At 72.5% G+C, this 17,929-nt stretch carries 18 protein-coding genes; 4 read left to right on the top strand and 14 right to left on the bottom strand.

Annotated features, from left to right (window positions below; translation table 11 throughout):
* Positions 1–115: 115 nt before the first annotated feature.
* Together ND450_RS10260 and ND450_RS10265 are read left to right on the top strand one after the other, a co-directional pair.
* A complete protein-coding gene (locus ND450_RS10260; RefSeq protein WP_253325904.1) occupies positions 116–610 on the top strand; it encodes a flavodoxin domain-containing protein in 495 nt (164 codons plus the stop codon).
* Between the two features lie 456 nt (positions 611–1,066).
* The gene (locus ND450_RS10265; RefSeq protein ID WP_253325905.1) at positions 1,067–1,618 is read left to right on the top strand and encodes a DoxX family membrane protein; all 552 of its coding nucleotides are present in this window, start codon (positions 1,067–1,069) and stop codon (positions 1,616–1,618) included.
* 53 nt (positions 1,619–1,671) lie between these two features.
* Here the strand turns inward: ND450_RS10265 and ND450_RS10270 are convergent, their stop codons facing one another.
* Both ND450_RS10270 and ND450_RS10275 read right to left on the bottom strand, forming a co-directional pair.
* Positions 1,672–2,577, bottom strand: coding sequence for a universal stress protein (locus tag ND450_RS10270; RefSeq protein ID WP_253325906.1), 906 nt, complete (start codon positions 2,575–2,577; stop codon positions 1,672–1,674).
* Positions 2,578–2,581: 4 nt separating this feature from the next.
* Positions 2,582–3,175 carry a hypothetical protein gene (locus tag ND450_RS10275; protein ID WP_253325907.1) on the bottom strand — a complete coding sequence of 198 codons (594 nt, stop codon included), beginning with the start codon at positions 3,173–3,175 and terminating at the stop codon, positions 2,582–2,584.
* Positions 3,176–3,341: 166 nt separating this feature from the next.
* Here ND450_RS10275 and ND450_RS10280 point away from each other — a divergent pair, with 166 nt between their 5' ends.
* On the top strand, positions 3,342–3,725 hold the full coding sequence (locus tag ND450_RS10280; RefSeq protein WP_253325908.1) for a hypothetical protein: 384 nt from the start codon (positions 3,342–3,344) through the stop codon (positions 3,723–3,725).
* A 172-nt stretch (positions 3,726–3,897) separates the two neighbouring features.
* Here the strand turns inward: ND450_RS10280 and ppk2 are convergent, their stop codons facing one another.
* From ppk2 to ND450_RS10325, 9 genes are all read right to left on the bottom strand, one after another.
* Complete coding sequence (ppk2, locus tag ND450_RS10285) at positions 3,898–4,713, bottom strand: polyphosphate kinase 2 (protein ID WP_253327893.1); 816 nt, start codon at positions 4,711–4,713, stop codon at positions 3,898–3,900.
* Entirely contained in the window at positions 4,701–7,223 is a 2,523-nt protein-coding gene (locus ND450_RS10290) for an HAD-IC family P-type ATPase (RefSeq protein ID WP_253325909.1), read from the bottom strand. Before ND450_RS10290 ends, ppk2 begins: the two co-directional genes overlap by 13 nt.
* On the bottom strand, positions 7,204–7,605 hold the full coding sequence (locus tag ND450_RS10295) for an HPP family protein (protein ID WP_253325910.1): 402 nt from the start codon (positions 7,603–7,605) through the stop codon (positions 7,204–7,206). The genes ND450_RS10290 and ND450_RS10295 overlap by 20 nt, the downstream gene beginning before the upstream one ends.
* Positions 7,602–8,057 carry a universal stress protein gene (locus ND450_RS10300; RefSeq protein WP_089920477.1) on the bottom strand — a complete coding sequence of 152 codons (456 nt, stop codon included), beginning with the start codon at positions 8,055–8,057 and terminating at the stop codon, positions 7,602–7,604. The genes ND450_RS10295 and ND450_RS10300 overlap by 4 nt, the downstream gene beginning before the upstream one ends.
* A complete protein-coding gene (locus ND450_RS10305; RefSeq protein WP_253325911.1) occupies positions 8,054–10,651 on the bottom strand; it encodes a bifunctional GNAT family N-acetyltransferase/acetate--CoA ligase family protein in 2,598 nt (865 codons plus the stop codon). The genes ND450_RS10300 and ND450_RS10305 overlap by 4 nt, the downstream gene beginning before the upstream one ends.
* Positions 10,652–10,663: 12 nt before the next feature.
* A complete protein-coding gene (locus ND450_RS10310; RefSeq protein ID WP_253325912.1) occupies positions 10,664–12,925 on the bottom strand; it encodes a heavy metal translocating P-type ATPase in 2,262 nt (753 codons plus the stop codon).
* Positions 12,922–13,434 (bottom strand): universal stress protein, encoded by a 513-nt coding sequence (locus tag ND450_RS10315; RefSeq protein WP_253325913.1) that lies wholly within the window; start codon positions 13,432–13,434, stop codon positions 12,922–12,924. Before ND450_RS10315 ends, ND450_RS10310 begins: the two co-directional genes overlap by 4 nt.
* 71 nt (positions 13,435–13,505) lie before the next feature.
* Positions 13,506–14,717, bottom strand: coding sequence for a DUF4010 domain-containing protein (locus ND450_RS10320; protein ID WP_253325914.1), 1,212 nt, complete (start codon positions 14,715–14,717; stop codon positions 13,506–13,508).
* A gap of 5 nt (positions 14,718–14,722) precedes the next feature.
* Complete coding sequence (locus ND450_RS10325) at positions 14,723–14,932, bottom strand: DUF1918 domain-containing protein (protein ID WP_089920469.1); 210 nt, start codon at positions 14,930–14,932, stop codon at positions 14,723–14,725.
* Positions 14,933–15,081: 149 nt separating this feature from the next.
* Between ND450_RS10325 and ND450_RS10330 the strand changes: the two genes are divergently transcribed.
* Complete coding sequence (locus ND450_RS10330; protein WP_253325915.1) at positions 15,082–15,537, top strand: universal stress protein; 456 nt, start codon at positions 15,082–15,084, stop codon at positions 15,535–15,537.
* Positions 15,538–15,757: 220 nt separating this feature from the next.
* On the opposite strand, the gene ND450_RS10335 is transcribed toward ND450_RS10330, so the two are convergent.
* From ND450_RS10335 to ND450_RS10345, 3 genes are read right to left on the bottom strand one after another with little or no spacing between them, the layout of a single operon-like run.
* Positions 15,758–16,636 (bottom strand): universal stress protein, encoded by an 879-nt coding sequence (locus tag ND450_RS10335; protein ID WP_253325916.1) that lies wholly within the window; start codon positions 16,634–16,636, stop codon positions 15,758–15,760.
* A complete protein-coding gene (locus ND450_RS10340; protein WP_253325917.1) occupies positions 16,633–17,202 on the bottom strand; it encodes an HPP family protein in 570 nt (189 codons plus the stop codon). The genes ND450_RS10335 and ND450_RS10340 overlap by 4 nt, the downstream gene beginning before the upstream one ends.
* A gap of 26 nt (positions 17,203–17,228) precedes the next feature.
* The gene (locus ND450_RS10345; RefSeq protein ID WP_253325918.1) at positions 17,229–17,921 is read right to left on the bottom strand and encodes a hypothetical protein; all 693 of its coding nucleotides are present in this window, start codon (positions 17,919–17,921) and stop codon (positions 17,229–17,231) included.
* Between the last annotated feature and the right edge of the window lie 8 nt (positions 17,922–17,929).

Raw genomic sequence — 17,929 nt, forward strand, 5'->3', positions numbered from 1 at the left:
GATCCGCGACGACCACGCACCCCGGCGCCACCGGGTGACGTCGGCGTCACGTGTCCCTGCCGGCACGAGCACAAGGGCCCTGTCCCGGTCACGACGCCGGCGCGATGGTGTTGGTATGAGCGAAGTTCTCGTCGCATACGCGACCAAGATGGGTGGTACGAAGGGAATCGCGGAGGCGATCGCGGCCAGGATCCGCGCGGCCTCGCACGAGGTGACCGTGATGGACGCCGCCGCCGTCGAGTCGATCGAGCCGTACAAGGCGGTCGTGCTGGGCAGCGCGCTCTACGCGGCGCGGTGGCGTCCGGAGGCGGTGAAGTTCCTGAAGCGCAACGCACCCGCGCTCGCGAGGAAGCCGGTCTGGTTGTTCCACAGCGGACCGCTCGGCGCGGAGGTGGAGCCCCAGAAGGCGCCGCGCAAGGTCCGCGAGCTGGCGGCCCGGATCGGTGCCGAGCAGCCGACGACGTTCGGCGGCAGGGTGACTCCCGAGAACGCGGTCGGTTTCCTCGCCAGGAAGATGGCGCAGGGCCCCATGGCCGGTGACCACCGCGACTGGGACGCGATCGACCTCTGGGCCTACAAGATCGCCGAGCACCTCGTCTCCGCGCGCTGAGGCGTGGGTGCGGCGCGAGTTGCGTCGTGATGCCACGTTCCGGCTCGAATCGCGACGCCGGTCCCGTCCCGCCGCAACCCCACGCGCCCTCTCGGTTCGCGGCACGGATTGCCCTGTGACCCCGGTCTGCAGCGCGGATCCCGACACCGGTCCCGCGATGATCCCACGCCGACGCGGATCGCGGTGCGGGTTCCGCCGCGCGGCGCGTCGTGCCGCGGTACAAGCGAAACCTTTCCACCGCAGGGTTCCACGGCACCAACGCCGTCCGAGGACCTCACCTGCCGACGGCCGCCCGACCGTGCTCGGGGAGCACGGAGCGGCACACCGCCAGGTTCCGCGGCGGACGGTCCTCCGCCCACCGCCATCGGGCTCTTCCGCCTCGGTCCCAAGGACCCTGGGTGCGGCGTTCGAGGAACGCGAAGCTTGGTTCAGGACGAAAACACTTGGGAGGTAATGATGTCCGCATTGCACGTTCCCGTCCGGACTCGAGTGGACGTGAGCGCGGCGTCCATCGCGGTGCTGCGCATCGCGACCGGACTGCTGTTCCTGTGGGCCTTCTTCGACAAGGCTTTCGGCCTCGGTTACGCCACGCAGTCGAAGAACGCCTGGTTCTCCGGAGGATCGCCCACCAAGGGCTTCCTCGGTCACGTGGACGTGGGACCGTTCCAGTCGATGTTCCAGGACTGGGCGGGGACCTGGTGGGCCGACACGCTCTTCATGGTCGGTCTTCTCGCCATCGGTCTGGCGCTGGTGCTCGGCATCGGCCTGCGGATCGCGGCCGTCGCCGGCACGGTGATGATGCTGCTCATGTGGGCCGCCGAATGGCCCCCTGCCCAGCACAACGCGGCGGGAGAGGCGACCTCGTCCACGAACCCGCTCATCGACTACCACATCGTCTACGCACTCGTCCTCGTCGTGGTTGCGGCGACGGCGTCCACCGCCGTGTGGAGTCTCAGTCGCTGGTGGGCCGAGCTGCCCTTCGTCCGGTCGAACACCTGGCTGAAGTGACCGCACCACGGAACGGGGCGCCGCGACCGCGGCGCCCCGTTCCGGTGTCCTGCTCACCGCGCCCCGTGCTCCACCTGCTCGGCGAGAACGGGCCGCACCAGGAGCACGGGGCACGGCGCGTGCCGGAGGACCGCCTGGCTCGTCGAACCGAGCACCATCCCGGTGAGACCTCCGGTCCCGCGGGCACCCACGACGAGCAGGGCGGCTCCGTGGGCGAACTCCACCAGCCGGTGAGCCGCCGACCCGTGCACGACGTGCGTGCTGACCTTCACACCGGGATGCCTGTCCGCGCAGGCCTCCAGCCGCTGGACGACCTTCGCCCCGCGCACGACGTCGAGCTCGGACCACACGATGCCGACGGACTCGGCGATCCCGGGCGTCCCCAGCGGCGGCTTCCAGGCGTGCACGGCCACCAGCTCGGCACCGCGGGCCCCGGCCTCCTCGAACGCGCGGTCCAGCACGTGCCAGTTCTCCGGAGAGCCGTTGACCCCCACGACGACAGGGCCGTCCGGCACGAGGTCATCACCCCGCACCACGACCACGGGACACCGGGAGTGGCAGGACAGTCCCACCGCGACCGAGCCGAGCAGCAGTCCGGCGAACCCTCCCAGCCCGCGTGAGCCGACCACGACGAGTGCCGCCGTCTCCGACTCCTCCTCGAGCAACCGCAGCGCGGACCCGACCTCGACCCGCACCTCGACGGCGAGACCGGGCGCGACCGCCAGCGCGGCCTCGACGGCGGCCTCCGTCCAGTGCAGCGCCTCTTCGTGGAGTGCTCGCCGCGCCATGCCGGACAGGTCGGGCGCGTCCGGCGGCAACGGCAGTTCGGCGTGCACGACGCGCAGCGGCGACTTCCTGCGCGCAGCCTCCGAGGCCGCCCAGCGCACTGCGCGCTGCGCGGCCTCGGAGCCGTCCAGACCCACGACCACCGTGCCGGTGTGTCCGATCGGAGTGATCACGACGTCACCTGCCCGTCCAGTCCGGCGCGATCCGCTCCCACTCGGCGGACCACTTGCGCATCCGGACGCGCTTGTGCGCGAACCTCGCGGCGAAGTACAGCGCCGCCATCGCGCCGGCGACCGCGCTCCACAACAGCAGTCCCAGGAAGACGGCGTCGATGGCGGCGCCTTCGGGCGTCATGGGCGGCTCCGTCGCGGCTCCGCTCTCGTCGATCCAGATCGGCACCACAGCACCCTTCTCGGCACCGGGGGAAGCCTGTACCTCGCCACTGCGCGGACTCCCGTCCCGCGACCGCCACGTCGCGAGCACCGGCGCGGCCTCGACGGCGCCACTGCGCTCGGACATCCCGACGGCGGGCGGCGCGTCCTCGACCAGGACCGCGTCCGTCCGGCTCCTGGTCGCCTGGTCGACGGCCACGCGCGCGCTCTGCAGTGCGTAGATCTCCGATCCCGCGGCGCCCGCGACCGGGACGGCCAGCATCGCGATCACGAAACCCAGCACCAGCACGGCGCTCTCGGCCCGGTCTCCGGCCGTGGCGAGTTCGTTGTGGTAGGGGAAGGCCTGGCGGACGAGTCTGGACATCGGTTTCGCGGTCATGGTCCACCTCCTGGTACCAGGTTTCCGGGTGGTCGCCCGCGTCCCCAGGGACCAACGTCTCGACCGCGATGAGCCCGTGGTCTCGGTCGAAGTGGAGTCACCGTGCGGTGTCGGCGCCCGGTGTGCCGGAGAAGCCTGGGGAGGACGCCGAATCCGGGAGCACACCATGACCACGCCCGTTCTCGAAGCCGACCACCGGCGCTACGCCGACGTCCGCGACCGCGCACTCGCCGCCGCGCTCGCCGAGGAGGACGCGGCGGAGGAACTCGGCCTCAGCGCGCTGGAACGCGTCACCTGCCGGCTGCACCGGCGGTGGCTGCACCACTGCGTGCACTCCGCGGACCACGTCATCAAGGTCACGGGGCACCGTTGGTGCCGTGACTGCTTCTCGCCCGCGTCGGTCGGAGTGGACGAGCTGACGGGTGACGTGCTGGTCCGGTGCGAGTCCTGCCGGAGGACCCCGGACACGGCCGCCACGCGTCAGATCGTGCGTGCCTGCCGGGCGAGCCTCGCGGCGTCACGGGGCTTCTTCCCCGGCAACGGGTTGTAGGCGGTCCTGGCCGCGCACCACCGTGGCGATCGCCGTCGCGGCGGAGCCTGACCCCGGGACCGGTGGTGGGCTCCTCTACCGTTCGCGACGCCACGCCACGCGTGGGACGTGGACCGCGAGTCCTTTGTGGAGCTACGCGGTCCGCCGCATCGGGCGGCCACGCGGCGAGGTGTCACGGCGCGGTGCGGCCGGCCTCGCCGTCGAGTTCCCCCGCGCGGTCGGGAACTTCGCGTTGCAGCACCCGCGCCGGACGCTCGTAGCCCTTCGACGAGGGCCGTCGCGGAAGCTTGATCTTCGGCGGAGTCACCTCCTGGTAGTCCACCGTGCTCAGCAGGTGCGAGATCATGTTGATGCGGGCGCTGCGCTTGTCGTCGCCCTCGACGGCGTACCAGGGCGACTCGTCGGTGTCGGTGTGGACCATCATCTCGTCCTTGGCGCGCGAGTAGTCCTCCCAGCGGGTCAACGACTCCAGGTCCATCGGCGAGAGCTTCCAGCGCTTCAGCGGGTCGTCGAGCCGTTTGCGGAAGCGCCGTTCCTGTTCTGCGTCGCTGACGGAGAACCAGTACTTGCGCAGCAGGACGCCGTCCTCGATGAGCATCCGTTCGAAGACCGGGCACTGGCGCAGGAACAGCCGGTGTTCCTCGGGCGTGCAGTACCCCATGACCCGTTCGACTCCGGCGCGGTTGTACCAGCTGCGGTCGAGCAGCACGATCTCCCCGGCCGCCGGCAGGTGTGGGACGTAGCGCTGGAAGTACCACTGGGTGCGTTCGCGTTCGCTGGGTGCCGGCAACGCGACGATGCGCGCGAACCTGGGGTTGAGGTGCTCGGTGATCCGCTTGATCGCCGAGCCCTTCCCCGCCGCGTCCCGGCCCTCGAAGACGACCACCAGCCGCGCGCCGCTCTCCCGCACCCATTCCTGCAGCTTCACCAGCTCGATCTGCAGGCGGTACAGCTCCTCCTCGTACACCTCGCGCTTCAGCCGCGCCATCGACGCCGCCGCCACTTGTCCAACTCCACCACCGCGTACGCCATGACGCTCATCATGAACACCACCAGCCAGGGCTGCCAGCCGAGTGGTGCCGTGTGGAAGAGCTCGTTCATGAACGGCAGGTACGTGAGCAGCAGCTGCAGGCCGATCGTCAGGGCGACCCCCACCAGCAGCCAGCGGTTCGGGCCGGTGCGCGGGCGGATCTGGTCCAGCGAACGGCAGTTGACCAGGTAGGCGATCTGCGCGCCCACGAAAACGTTCACGGCCACCGTGCGCGCGACCTCCAGCGACGCGCCCGAGGACAGCTGCCAGCGGAACGCGCCGAACGAGCAGGCGAGCAGGATCGCCGAGACGAACACGATGCGGCCGACCAGGCTCCTCGTCAGCAGCGGCAACGACGGTGGCAGCGGTGGCCGGCTCATCACTCCTGGCTCACGGGGTTCGAACGCCAGGGTGAGTCCCAGCGCGACGGCCGTGGTCATGTTGATCCACAGGATCTGCACCGGCAGGATCGGCAGCGCCGCGCCGAGCAGGATCGCGGTGAGGATCACCAGGCCCTCGGCCATGTTCGTGGGCAGCGTCCAGATGATGAACTTGCGCAGGTTGTCGAAGACCGCGCGCCCCTCCTCCACCGCGGCGCGGATGGAGGAGAAGTTGTCGTCGGTCAGCACCATGTCCGCGGCCTGCTTCGCCACCTCGGTGCCGCCACGGCCCATGGCCACGCCGATGTCCGCCCGCCGCAGCGCGGGCGCGTCGTTGACCCCGTCGCCGGTCATCGCGACGACCTGGCCGTCGGCCTGGAACTGTTCGACCAGGCGGAGCTTCTCCTCCGGCGCGACACGCGCGCGGACGTCCTCGATCCCGAACTCGGCGGCGATCGCCCGAGCGGTGGCGGGGTGGTCACCGGTGATCATCTTCACCTCGATGCCGGCGGCCTGGCAGGCACGCACCGCTTCGATCGCCTCCGGGCGTGCCGGGTCGTGCATCGCCACGAGCCCGAGCAGTTCCACGTTCCCGCGCAGCCCGTCCTCGCTGAGCTCCGCACCGGGTGCCCTGCCGACGGCCAGCACCCGCAACCCGGCGGCGGCGAGCCGGTCCGCCTCTTCGCTGTGCCCGAGGCCCGCCAGTTCCAGCACGCGTTCGGCGGCGCCCTTGACGTAGACCACGTCGTTCACGTGCTTGGTCGCCATGAACATCCGGTCCGAGCTGAACGGCAGCGCGTCCACCCTGGCCGGCACCTCGGACGCGTCGAGCCCGGCCTTCCTCGCCGCGACCACCAGCGCCGCCTCGGTCGGGTCCCCGACCGGTGCCCACCCGTTCTCCTCCTCCACGATCCGGGCGTCGTTGCACGCCCAGGCCGCCAGCAGGCAGGACCGGACCGCGGGGGTGACACCGGGCGCGAACTCCCCCTCCGGCCGGTACCCGATCCCGGAGACGTCGTGCCGCACTCCCCCGGCCAGCACGACGTTGACGGTCATGGCGTTCGCGGTGAGCGTCCCCGTCTTGTCGGTGCAGATCACCGTCGTGCTGCCCAGGGTCTCGACCGCGGGCAGCCGCCGGATGATCGCGTTGCGCCGGGCCATCCGCGCCACCCCGATCGCGAGCGTCACCGTCACGGCGGCGGGAAGTCCCTCGGGGATCGCGCCGACCGCGAGCGCCACCGCGGCGGTCACCATCTCGGGAAGGGGTTCGCCGCGCAGCACGCCCACGACCACGCTGAAGGCGGCGAGCCCGAGGATCACGAACGTCAGCACCTGGCTGAACCGGGCGAGCTTGCGCGTCAACGGGGTCTGCACGCCCGCGGTCGAGCCGACCAGGCGGTGCACCCGGCCGATCTCGGTCTCCGCGGCGGTGGCGACCACGACCCCGCGCCCGCCGCCCGACGTCACCAGCGTCCCGGAGTAGGCCATGTTCGTCCGGTCCGCGAGCGCGGTGTCCGGCGGCAGCACGACCGGGTTCTTGGCGACCGGCACCGACTCGCCGGTCAACGCCGACTCGTCGACGCGCAGTTCCCGCGCCACGACCAGCCGCAGGTCCGCGCCGACCTGGTCCCCCGCGTCGAGCAGCACCACGTCGCCGGGCACCAACTCGGACGACGGCACTCTCGCCGCGATGCCGTCCCGCACCACGGTCACCTCGGTGCGCACCATGGCCACGAGCGCGTCCAGAGCCCGTTCGGCGCGCGCTTCCTGGACGAAGCCGATGACGGCGTTGACCACGACGACACCGAAGACGACGGACGCGTCGACCACCTCGCCGAGAGCGGCGGTCACGGTCGCGGACACGAGCAGGACGTAGATCAGCGGGTGGTGCAGCTGCAGGAGCAACCGCACCACCCAGCTCCGCCCCCGCCGCGCCGGCAGCTCGTTGGGACCGACGTCCGCGAACCGCCGGCGCCACTGCGCGGAGGACAGACCGGTGTCCTGGTCGGTCTCGGCGAGCACGACGACCTCGGGCACCGGCAGCCCGTGGTGCGCGACCTCCTCCCGCTCAGCCGTCGTGAGCGGCATGACCGGCTCGCAGGTGCGGGTCCCCGTGGCTGAGGGCCTCCAGGACGTCGCGCCGCGTCAGCACCCCCAGGACGTGCCCTTCGTGCAGGACCGGCACGCTGAGGACCTCGTAGAGCGTCATGGCCGTGTAGAGGTCGGCGGCGTCCATCTCCAGTCCGGCGGTCAGCGCCGGCTGGGTCATCACGTCGCAGACCTTGGGTGCGCGTCGTCCCGTCCGGGCCGTCGCGCAGTCCGCCTTGGTCACGACGCCGCAGAAGACGCCGTGGTCCACCACGGGCAGCAGGGTGAGGCCGTAGTCGTCCATGAGCCCGTCGGCATGACGGACGAAGTCGAGCGGCTCCACCGCCACGAGCGGGCGTGAGACGACATCTCCCGCCTTCATCGCGCCACCTCCGCGTGTTCCCTGTCGGTCACCGGGATGACGACGACCGGGGTCCGGGCGTGCCGGACGACGTGGGTGCTCGTCGAGCCGAGCACGACGTGCCGGATCCGGTGGTCGGTGTGTGACGCGACGACGAGCAGGGCGGCGTCCTGCGACAGGCGCTCGAGCACCTCGGCCGCGTAGCCGCGCACGCTGAGCCGCACGATCTCGGGCAGCTGGGCCCGTCCCTGCGACGCCACGCGCACCGCCTCGTCGATCACGGCGTTCGACTCGGCTTCCGCCTGCTGTGCGGTGACCTCGCGCCAGTCCGCCAGCGGCTCGTAGTTCCAGGCGTTGACGACGTGCAACGGGCATCCGCGCGCGACGGCCTCGTCCATCGCCCAGGTCAGGGCTCGGTTCGACGCTCGTGTCCCGTCGACGCCGACGACGACCGGGCCTGCGTTCGTGCTCATCGGGTTCTCCTCAGTTGCCGAAGGAAGTGATCGGTCGGACGAACGGCCGCGATGCGCACCCTGGCGTCGACCACCAGGCACCCACCGCCGGTCACCACGAGCGGGTTGATGTCGAGCTCGGTGACCTCCGGCAGCTCCGCGGCGAGTTCCGCCACCCGCAGCAGCACGTCGCGCACCGCTGCCGAGTCGGTCTCCGCCAGCACCGCTCCGGCCGCGCGGTAGCCGCGCATCAGGTCGTCCGCGTCCGCTGTGGACAGAGGCGCCAGCGCGGCGGCTCTGTCGTCGATCAGGTCGGTGTCCACCCCGCCGAGCCCGGTGACGACGAGGGGCCCGAACTTCGGGTCCGCGGCGACGCCGACCAGCAGCTCGCGCCCGCCCGCCGCCATCGGCTGCAGGAACACGCCCCGCAGCCGGTCGCCGAACCTGTCCTGGAAGGCGCGGAACGCCTCCGCCACCGCCGTGTCGCCGTCCACGCCGAGGACGACTCCGCCGCTCTTGCTCTTGTGCAGCAGTTCGTCCGCCACCGCTTTCATGGCGACGGGTCCGGAGAACGCGCGGTGAGCGGCGACGGCGTGCTCCTCCGTCGTCGCGAGGGTCCCTCCCAGCACCGGCAGCCCGAACGCCTTCAGCAGGCGGACGACCTCGTCCGGGGGCAGCCAGCCCTCGGGGTTGCGGGTGACGATCCCCCGCGCGGTGTCCAGGTCGACCCGGTCCTGCCTGGTGAACTCGTGGGACCGGTCGAGCCACTCGCCGCGCTCGACGAGCAGGGCCAGCGCGGCGGCGGCCCGTGCGGGATCGGCGTAGCAGGGGATCCCGCCGTCGAGCCGTTCCGTCTGGCCGGTGCGCACCGCCAGGACCGGTGTGCCCGCGAGGGCGTGCACTCCGGCCGTGGGATCGCCCAGCGCGGTCGGCACGGTCACGGTGATCACCGCGTCGACCGCGGGGTCCGCGGCCAGGACGTCGAGGCAGCGCGCGAACTCCTCCACGCCGACGACCGCGGTCGTGTCCACGGGGTTGTGCGCGCTCGCCGCCGGTCCGGCCAGGCGGCTCAGCTCCTTCGAGGTCGCGTCGGACAGCTCGGCGATCTTCAGGCCGTGGCGCACGCACGCGTCGGCGGCCAGCACACCGAGCCCGCCGGCGTTGCTCAGCACGGCGACCGACCTGCCGCCGGGCACGGGCTGCGTGCTCAGCGCCATCACGGCGTCGACCAGTTCCGGCACGCTGTCGACCGCGATCACGCCCGCCTGCTGGAACAACGAGTCCCTGATGACCGACGGGGTCGCGGTCGAGGCGGTGTGCGACGCCGCCGCCCGCTGACCGGCCTCGCTGCTCGCGGCACGAATCGCGATCAGCGGCTTGTGCCTCGCGACCTCGCGGGCCAGGCGGGAGAACTTGCGCGGGTTGCCGAAGGACTCCAGGTACAGCGCAACGATCCTGGTCTCGGGGTCGTTCTTCCACCACATCAGCAGGTCGTTGCTGCTGATGTCGAGCTTGTCGCCGGTGGAGACGAGGTTCGACAGCCCGAGGCCGAGCCTGCGCAGCTCCTCCTGCAGGGCGATGGCGACGCCGCCGGACTGGGTGACCAGCCCGATGTGGCCCGCCAGCGTGCTGTGGGCGGAGAACGTCGCGTTCATCCGTACGCCCGGTGCGCTGGTGGACACGCCGAGGCAGTTCGGGCCGACGAGCCTCATGCCGTGCGCGCGCACCGGTTTCATGAGCTCGTCCGCGTCGACGCCCGAGGAGATCACCACCAACGCCCGCACCCCCCGGCGTCCGCACTCCTCGGCCACGCCGGGCACCGCTGCCGCGGGCACGCACACCACGGCCAGTTCCGGGGTTTCGGGCAACTCCGCGACGGAGCCGTAGCAGTCCACCCCGGCCACCGACTTCGCGTGGGGGTTCACCGCGTACAGGTCACCGGTGAAGTCGCCCTCCACGAGGTTGCGCAGGACGACGTGCCCCACCGACCCGGGCGAGCGGCTCGCGCCCACCACCGCGATCGACTCCGGTCGCAGCACGTGGCTCAGACTCGCCACGTCCGCTTTGGCCTCGCGTTCCGCGACGGCGTCCAGGTACCGGTCGGACGGGTCGAGGCCGAGCTCGACGTGGACGACGTCGTCCTCCGGCACCACCGTCCACACCAGACCCATGTCGGTGAAGACCCGCAGCATCTTGAAGTTCATCATGAGCACCTCGGCGGTGAAGCGCCGGATGCCCCTGCCGCGGGCCAGGGAGACGAGGTGTTCGAGCAACAAGGTGCCGACTCCGTGCGACTGCTCGGCGTGCGACACGACGAGGGCTACCTCGGCGACCTCCGGGTCCTCGCCCACGACGTAGCTGACCGCGCCGAGCAGCCGGTCCTCCCGGAACGCGCCGAGGACCACGTGGTGCGGTGCGTCCGGCGACACCATGCGCTGCACGAAGTCCTCGAGCTGCCGCGGCGAGGTGCTGAAGAACCTCAGGTACTGGTCCTCCACCGGCAGCGACTTGTGCAGGTCGAGCAACGCCATCACGTCACCCGGTCCCAGCTCGCACACCGAGACGACCGAGCCGTCGGTGAGAAGTGCCCGCACGGGCACCAGTTGGCGGTTCATGGCGTTCCTTCCTCAGCGGTGGTCCGCGAGCACGAAGTAGCTCTCTTCTTCCTGCGCGAAGTGCAGGCGCAGCACGGCGTCGAGGCCGTAGAGGGTGGCGCGCAGGTCGTCGACCTGGTCCGCGGTCAGGCCGCCGGGTTCGTCGAGGTGCCGGCCGAGCCTGCGCACCAGGCGTTCGATCTCGACGTGGCCGCGGCTCATCGGCACGGTCGCGTGCGGATCCCGGAACTCCGCGGTCAGCACCGGGTAGAGCTCGTGCTCTTCAGCGCGCTCGTGGGGCAACAGGCGCTCGACCGCCAGCTCGTGGGCTTTCCGCACGGCCGTCGCGGCCTCCTCCGTCATACCCGCGTGCAGGGAGTCGGCCGCGATCCGGACCGCGTCCCGGACCTCCTGCAGGGCCACGTGTTCGGCGTCGAACCGGGACAGCAGCCCCGCCGTTCCCGCGCGCACCCTGCCGTGTCGCAGCGGTAGCAGCGCGCGCAGCGAGTAGAGGATCACCGCGACGTCGATCGCCTCCTGGACCAGCGCACCGCCGATGGGCGGCAGCAGTCCGAGCGCGGCGAAACCCATCGCCACGAGCGCCAGCCCCATGCCGGCCGCCGCGCTCTGCACCGCGATCCGCCTGGCGTTCCCGGCGATCTCGACGGCGTCCGCGAGCCGGTCGATGCGGTCGTCGAGGACGACCGCGTCCGCCGCCTGGGCCGCCGCCGCGCTGCCGCGGCCGCCCAGCGCGACACCGACGTCGGCGGCGGCGAGCGCCGGCGCGTCGTTGATGCCGTCGCCGACCATCAGCGTGACCCCGCAGGAGCGTTCCTCGCGGACCCGCGCGACCTTGTCCTCGGGCGTGCACCTCGCCACCACGTCGTCGAGCCCGAGGATCGCGGCGACGTCCTGCGCGACCGCCGGCCGGTCGCCCGTCAGCATGACCAGGCGCCGCAGGCCGGCCGCGCGCAACCGCTGCACCGTCCGGCCCGCCTCCCGGCGCAGCGGGTCGCGGAGCAGCAGCGTGCCGACGTACCCGTCGTCGGCGCGGACCCACACCGGCGTCGCCGCGTCCAGCCGTGCCTTCGCCGCGGCGGCGAGCTCCCACGCCTGCTCGGGTTCCTCGTCACGGGCACCGACGAAGACCGCCGCGGTCCCGACGCGTCCGCCCACGCCGTGGCCGGGGCGCTCGTGCACGTCCTGCGCCGGATCCACGTGCAGGCCCGCCGTTCTCGCCGCCTCCACCACCGCCGAGGCCAGCGCGTGGGTGGAGAACTGCTCGACCGAGGCCGCGAGGCCCAGCACTCCCGACGGGAACCACCGCGGCGCGGGCACGACGTCCACGACCACCGGACGTCCGACCGTCACGGTGCCCGTCTTGTCGAGCACCGCGGTCCGCACGTTCCCCAGCGCCTCCAGCGCCTGGCCGTCGCGGACCACGACGCCCGCGCGGGACGCCCGCGACATCCCGGCGGTGATCGCCACCGGCACGGCGAGCAGCAGCGGGCACGGGGTCGCGGTCACCAGCACCGCCACCGCGCGCGTCAGGTCACCGGTCAGCACCGCGGCGAGCCCCGCCACCAGCACGGCGACCGGCAGGAAGACCGCGGCGACGCGGTCGGCGACGCGGACCACGGGTGCGCTCCGGGCCGCCGCCTCCTCGGCCAGCCGCACCACACCGGCGTAGGTGCTCTCCGCCGCGGACGCGGACGCCCGCACGTCAGCCACCGATCCGGTGGCCACCACACCGCTGCGGACGCGTTCACCGCGCAGCCGGGTCACCGGTTCCGGTTCACCGGTCAGCGCGGACTCGTCGAACGTCGCGTCACCGAGCAGGACGCCGTCCACGGGAACGACCTCGCCAGGGCGCACCACGACCTCGTCACCGGGGCGGACCGCGTCGACCTCGATCGTGCGGAGATCGCCGTTCGCCCGGACCCAGGTCCGGCTCGGCGCCCGTTCCAGCAACGCGCTCAGGTCCCGCCGGGCGCGCCGCCGGGCGTAGTCGTCGAGCGCGTGCCCCGTTCCGACCATGACCGCGACGACGGCACCCGCGAGGTGCTCGCCGATCGCGAACGTGCCGACGAGCGCGAACACGGCCAGCACGTCCGCCCCGAACCGCTTGGCGCGCAGGTCCTCGACGACCCACCACACCGCGGGAACGACGGCTGTCGCGGTCGCCACGGCCCACCAGGTACGCGCGCTCTGCGGGTCCTGGAACCACACCACTCCTCCCGCGAGAGTGGTGAGCACCACCGCGGTCAGGAACAGGTGGCCCGTGCGGACTTTCACAGCAGCGGTCCGGGGGTCAGCGGGAGCGCGGGCTCGGGGATGTGGCGCTCCTGCTCGGGTTCGCCGGCCTTGGGATCCCGGAGCACCACCACCGGGCACGCGGCGCGGTGCACGCAGTACTTGCTCACCGAACCGAGGATCACCTCGGCGAGGACACCGTGGCCGCGGTTGCCGACCACGAGCAGGTCGGCGTCCTTGGCCGCTTCGACCAGCGCGGTCCGGGGGTCGCCCTCGACGAGGACCTTGCGGATCTCGACGCCGTCAAAGCCCTGCACCGCCTTGTCCAGCTCCGCCCGCGCCGTCTTCTCCATCTCCTGCGGGGACATCGCCATGATCACCTCGGCTGGCACGGGACCGATGAGGATCCCGTAGTCCGGGTGCCAGACGTGGACCGCGTCGACGCGGCACCCACGCCGCCGTGCTTCGTCCACGGCCCATTCCAACGCCGCCCGCGAGGCGGCGGATCCGTCCACGCCGACCACCACGGGCCGGGACTCCACTTCGCTCATGCCCCTGAGCCTTCCGGCCGCCGTGATCACCGGAGAGTGGCCGGAGTCCCCAGGGCGGCAGGACTTTCGTCCTACCAGGCCATGCCCAGCGCCACCGCGGCCACGACCGGGACGAGCCACCCACCGAGGCGCAGCGCGAATCCCGGCCCGCCGGTCACCGTCGCCAGGACGAGCTTCACCACGGTGTTCGTCGCCAGCGCGGCACCACAGGCCAGCACCGCCGTGTGGACGGGAATCGCCTGCGGCGCCAGGGAAGCGGCGGCGATCGCGGCCGCGTGGGCGTCCGCGAGACCACCGAGCGCGCTCGCGGCCACGACTCCCCCGCCGCCGAACCACTCGGCCGCCGACCGGGTGATCACCAGGAACGACACCAGAACCGCGGCGAGCGTCACCGCCGCCCTGACCGACATCGGCCTGTTCACCGCGGTCTCGTCGTCGGTGTCGGCGGGGCCGGTGCGCCAGACGAGCCACGCCACCTCCAGCAGCAGCACCACCGCGCCCGCCCCGGCGGCGGGCAGCAGCCGGAGGGCGACCGGAGGACCCGCCACCGCGGTGACCGCGACGACCTGCGCGAGGGTGGCCAGGTTCACCGCCACAGCGCCGGGGAACGCCGCCGCACCGACCACCCGGTACCGGCGCCCCATCACCGCCGTCGTCGCGGACCCCGACACGAAACCACCGGCGAACCCGCTGACGAGCAGGCCCCAGCGCTGCCCGAAGGCACGTGCCGCGACGTACCCGGCCCAGCCGATCACGGTCACCGCGATGACCAGCCACCACACGCGGGTCGGGTTGAGCACCCCGAACGGTCCCAGCGGGCGGTCCGGCAGCAGCGGCAGCACCACGAACGCCACCACGAAGAGGATCATCGCGTCGCGGACGTCCTGATCGCTCACCACCTTGCGCGCGAAGCGGTGCAGCGGTCGCTTCGCGGCGAGCAGGGCGGCCACCACGACGCCGACCGGCACCGCGAGCTCGGGCCGGTCCCAGGCGAGCGCGCCCAGCAGGAACGCCGTGATGGCGGCGATCTCCGTCGTGGCACCGGCCTCGTCGGTGCGCAGGTACCAGGCGATCACCAGCGCCGCGACGGCCACCAGCCCGACCCCGAGCGCGATCGGGGAGACCGCCGCGCTGATCGCACCGGCCAGCGCGATCAGCGGGAAGGTCCTCGAGCCCGCGGGCCGCACCGAGTCACGGGCGTTGTCGTGCTCGCGCTCCACGCCCAGCAGCAGGCCGATCGCGAGCGCCGTCGCGAGGTGCCCCAGCGCGGTCGCGGTGTCCACGGGCCTCAGTCCGCGTGCAGGTGCACGTCCCCGGCCGCGAGGACGTGCGCGTCCGGCCCGGGGAACACGAGGGTCTCGTGCCCGTCGTCGAGCCACCGCACCAGGTACGGCGGTGTGCCGTCCTCGTGCCGCACCTCCAGGATCAGCCCGCGACGGCCTCCGTGGTCGATCACCGGCCCCTCGACGACCAGCCAGTCACCCGCTTCGGCTTTCATGACCCCGTCCTCTCGTCGCACGTCGTTCGAGGGTTCGCCTTCGGTACGGCACGTCAGCAGAGCGGATGGGCTCGCCGCGGTCGTGACGTTGGTCCCTGCCGACGGGACCGGGCCGCGACCACCCTCGGAGAGAGCGATGGGAGCGGAAGATGAGAACACCTGTGATCGTGGTGGGCGTGGACGGGTCCACGCAGGCGGAGGCCGCCCTGCGGTGGGCGCTCGACGAGTCGGCGCGCCGCGGCGCGCGAGTGGAGGCTTTGCTGGCCTACCACCAGGAACCCGTGTTCGTGCCGGCCACGTCGATGGCCCTGCACCCGTACGGGGAGAGGCCGCGCCGGCATCCCGCGCAGGAGCTGCACGCCACCGTGGAGCTCGCGCGGGCGGCTGTGCGCGACGCGCCGGACGTCGCCGAGACCGTGGTGGTCGGAGAGGCAGCCGACCACCTCGTCGAGGCTTCTCGCCACGCCGACCTCCTCGTCGTGGGCACGCGTGGCCACGGGCCGCTCGCGGGGGCCGTGCTCGGCAGCGTGGCGGCGAAGTGCCTGCGCCGGTCGCACTGCCCGGTGGTGGTCATCCCGCCACCCGCGGCCGGCAGGACGTGCTGAGACGAGGGCTGCTCACCACTTCGGTGAGCAGCCCTCTCCCCTGTCGGTGAACAGCGCTTCCCGTGCCTGGCGCCAGAAGGCCGCCCGTACTTCCGGTGAACAACCCCATCCCGAAGCCAGGACACCACTGACACGACTCCCGTCATCACCCCTCTCCGCTGCCCGGCACCGGAACGCCGCCGGGGCGGTCTCCCCACCACGGGAGACCGCCCCGGTCCTCTCATCCGGCCTGGCGCACGATCGCCAGCGGGCACGGGGCGTTGTAGACGAGCGCCTGGCTCGTCGACCCGAGCAGCATGCCCGCGAACCCGCCGTGCCCGTGGCTGCCCACGACCACGAGCTGCGCCTCGGCGCCGTACCTCATGAGAGCTCTCACCGGGCGGTCGCGCAGGACCACGCGGTGCACCTCGACGTCCGGGTACTTCTCCTGCCACCCGGCCAGTCGCTGTGCCAGCAGCCGCCGTTCCTCCCCCTCGACCTGTCCCCAGTCCACGGTGAACCGAGTGGCGCTGTAAGCGCTCTCCACCATGAAGTCCTGCCAGCACAGGATCGCGGTCAGCCCGCAGCCGCGCGTGGACGCCTCCTCGAACGCGAAGGCGAGTGCCGCCTCGCTCGTCGGGGAGCCGTCGACGCCGACCACCACGGGGCCGTCCGGCACCGCGGTACCGCGGACGACGACCAGCGGGCACTCGCCGTGGGAGGCGAGGGCCAGCGCCGTCGAACCGACCAGCAGGCCGGTGACGTTGCCGAGTCCCGTGGACCCGAGCACCATCAGCCGCGCGGCCCGCGACTCCTCGATCAGCAGGTGCGTCCCGCTGTCGGCGACCACCTCCGTGACGACCTCGACACCGGGTGCCGCGGCACGGGCGGCCGCGGTCGCCTCGGTCAGCCACTCGTGCGCCTGGTCCTGGATGGCCCGCCGGATCTCGTTGCCGGTCATGATGATCTCGGGGTATCCCCGGACGGGCAGCGAGTACCCGTGCACCAGCCGGAGCCGGGTGTGGTGGCGGGCGCACTCCTCGGCGGCCCATCGCACCGCTGCCAGCGCCGACGACGAACCGTCGACACCGACCACGACCGGGGCGTCAGGTCCCTTCATCGCTCTCCCTCCGTCAGAACTCGGACGCGCAGCACGCCGGCGACGGAGCCGGCGAGCGCGGTCAGCACGCGTTCGGTCTCCTCGTCGGCGTTCTCCGCGCCGACCACGGCCTCGCCGTCCCGGACGACGACCGTCCACTTGCGACCTCCGCCGTACAGGTCGAGCACGCGTTGCGCCTCGGCGGCGACGGTGGTGTCGGTGCGGGCGAGGACCCGCACGAGGTCCCGGCGGGTGACGACGCCGACGACCTCCGAGCCGTCGACGATCGGCACGCACCGGATGTGGTCGTCGACGAACATCCGGGCGATCACGGTGCCCTGCGCGTCGGCGTCGACGGCGACGGCGGGAGTGGTCATCACCTCCCCGACGGTCTTGCCGCCCTCCTCGTCGACGTAGCCGTTGCGCAGCAGGTCCGCCTCGGTGACGATGCCGATGATCCGCTTGTCCTCGTCCACCACCGGCAACGCGGTGAAACCGTGGGACACCAGCAACGCCGCGGCGCCGCGCACGGGCACCTGCGGAGTCACCGTGACGGCCGGACTGGTCATGATGTCGCGAGCACGCATGGCGCGCCTCCTCTCTTCCTCCGACGCTAGGAACGGGGCGCGACCGCGGACGCGGTCGTTGGTCCCGCGCCGTCCGGGTCCTTCGTGCCGACGAGCAGCAACGCCTGCGGGTATCCGGCCAGCTCGTGGTGCTCGATGAGCCCCGCACGCCACTGCTGGCGGTGCATCAGGTGCACCACCGGGCGGACCCGCACCCCGGCCGACCTCGCCGCGAGCAGCGCGGCCTGCAGGGCGGCGCCACCGCGCACGTGGTCGGGACGGCCGTCGCCGACCGTCACCACGACCAGCGTGCCGTCGTCCACCGGGTGGAGCTCGGTGCCCGCCCAGTGGTTGGCGGACACGAGGAACTTGGCCGCGCCGTCGGCCGTGCCGTCGGGCAGCAGCATCGCCCGGTGCTGGGCGAGCTCCTGCTCGTCCGGCGGCTGCCGCCGGTCGGCGCGGACGATCGCGATCAGGTCGGGGGTGGCGTGGTCCGCGGGGAACACCACCTTGGCGTGCCAGCCCGCGGCCCGGACGGCGAGCACGATGTGCTCCAGGGCCGCGCCGCAGGTCAGCAGCCGGTCCATGCCCAGGGGGTCGTGCGACGACCTGTGCGCGACCTCGTAGAGGTAGACCGACCGGTTGTGCAGCTCCAGCACCCAGGGTTTGCCCGCGCTGTGCACGGGCGCTCTCCTGGCTGCCTCCACGATCTCCGCGGCTTCCGCGGCACTCCAGCGCATACCTCGAC

The sequence above is a fragment of the Lentzea sp. HUAS12 genome, from assembly GCF_024125735.1.
Taxonomy (GTDB): domain Bacteria; phylum Actinomycetota; class Actinomycetes; order Mycobacteriales; family Pseudonocardiaceae; genus Lentzea; species Lentzea albida.

Bases quoted from the DNA above. Each gene is read 5' to 3' on its own strand.
- ND450_RS10260 (WP_253325904.1), top strand. From the start codon at position 116: ATGAGCGAAGTTCTCGTCGCATACGCGACCAAGATGGGTGGTACGAAG.
- ND450_RS10265 (WP_253325905.1), top strand. From the start codon at position 1,067: ATGTCCGCATTGCACGTTCCCGTCCGGACTCGAGTGGACGTGAGCGCG.
- ND450_RS10275 (WP_253325907.1), bottom strand. From the start codon at position 3,175: ATGACCGCGAAACCGATGTCCAGACTCGTCCGCCAGGCCTTCCCCTAC.
- ND450_RS10280 (WP_253325908.1), top strand. From the start codon at position 3,342: ATGACCACGCCCGTTCTCGAAGCCGACCACCGGCGCTACGCCGACGTC.
- ppk2 (WP_253327893.1), bottom strand. From the start codon at position 4,713: ATGGCGCGGCTGAAGCGCGAGGTGTACGAGGAGGAGCTGTACCGCCTG.
- ND450_RS10290 (WP_253325909.1), bottom strand. From the start codon at position 7,223: ATGCCGCTCACGACGGCTGAGCGGGAGGAGGTCGCGCACCACGGGCTG.
- ND450_RS10295 (WP_253325910.1), bottom strand. From the start codon at position 7,605: ATGAAGGCGGGAGATGTCGTCTCACGCCCGCTCGTGGCGGTGGAGCCG.
- ND450_RS10300 (WP_089920477.1), bottom strand. From the start codon at position 8,057: ATGAGCACGAACGCAGGCCCGGTCGTCGTCGGCGTCGACGGGACACGA.
- ND450_RS10305 (WP_253325911.1), bottom strand. From the start codon at position 10,651: ATGAACCGCCAACTGGTGCCCGTGCGGGCACTTCTCACCGACGGCTCG.
- ND450_RS10315 (WP_253325913.1), bottom strand. From the start codon at position 13,434: ATGAGCGAAGTGGAGTCCCGGCCCGTGGTGGTCGGCGTGGACGGATCC.
- ND450_RS10325 (WP_089920469.1), bottom strand. From the start codon at position 14,932: ATGAAAGCCGAAGCGGGTGACTGGCTGGTCGTCGAGGGGCCGGTGATC.
- ND450_RS10330 (WP_253325915.1), top strand. From the start codon at position 15,082: ATGAGAACACCTGTGATCGTGGTGGGCGTGGACGGGTCCACGCAGGCG.
- ND450_RS10335 (WP_253325916.1), bottom strand. From the start codon at position 16,636: ATGAAGGGACCTGACGCCCCGGTCGTGGTCGGTGTCGACGGTTCGTCG.
- ND450_RS10340 (WP_253325917.1), bottom strand. From the start codon at position 17,202: ATGCGTGCTCGCGACATCATGACCAGTCCGGCCGTCACGGTGACTCCG.
- ND450_RS10345 (WP_253325918.1), bottom strand. From the start codon at position 17,921: ATGCGCTGGAGTGCCGCGGAAGCCGCGGAGATCGTGGAGGCAGCCAGG.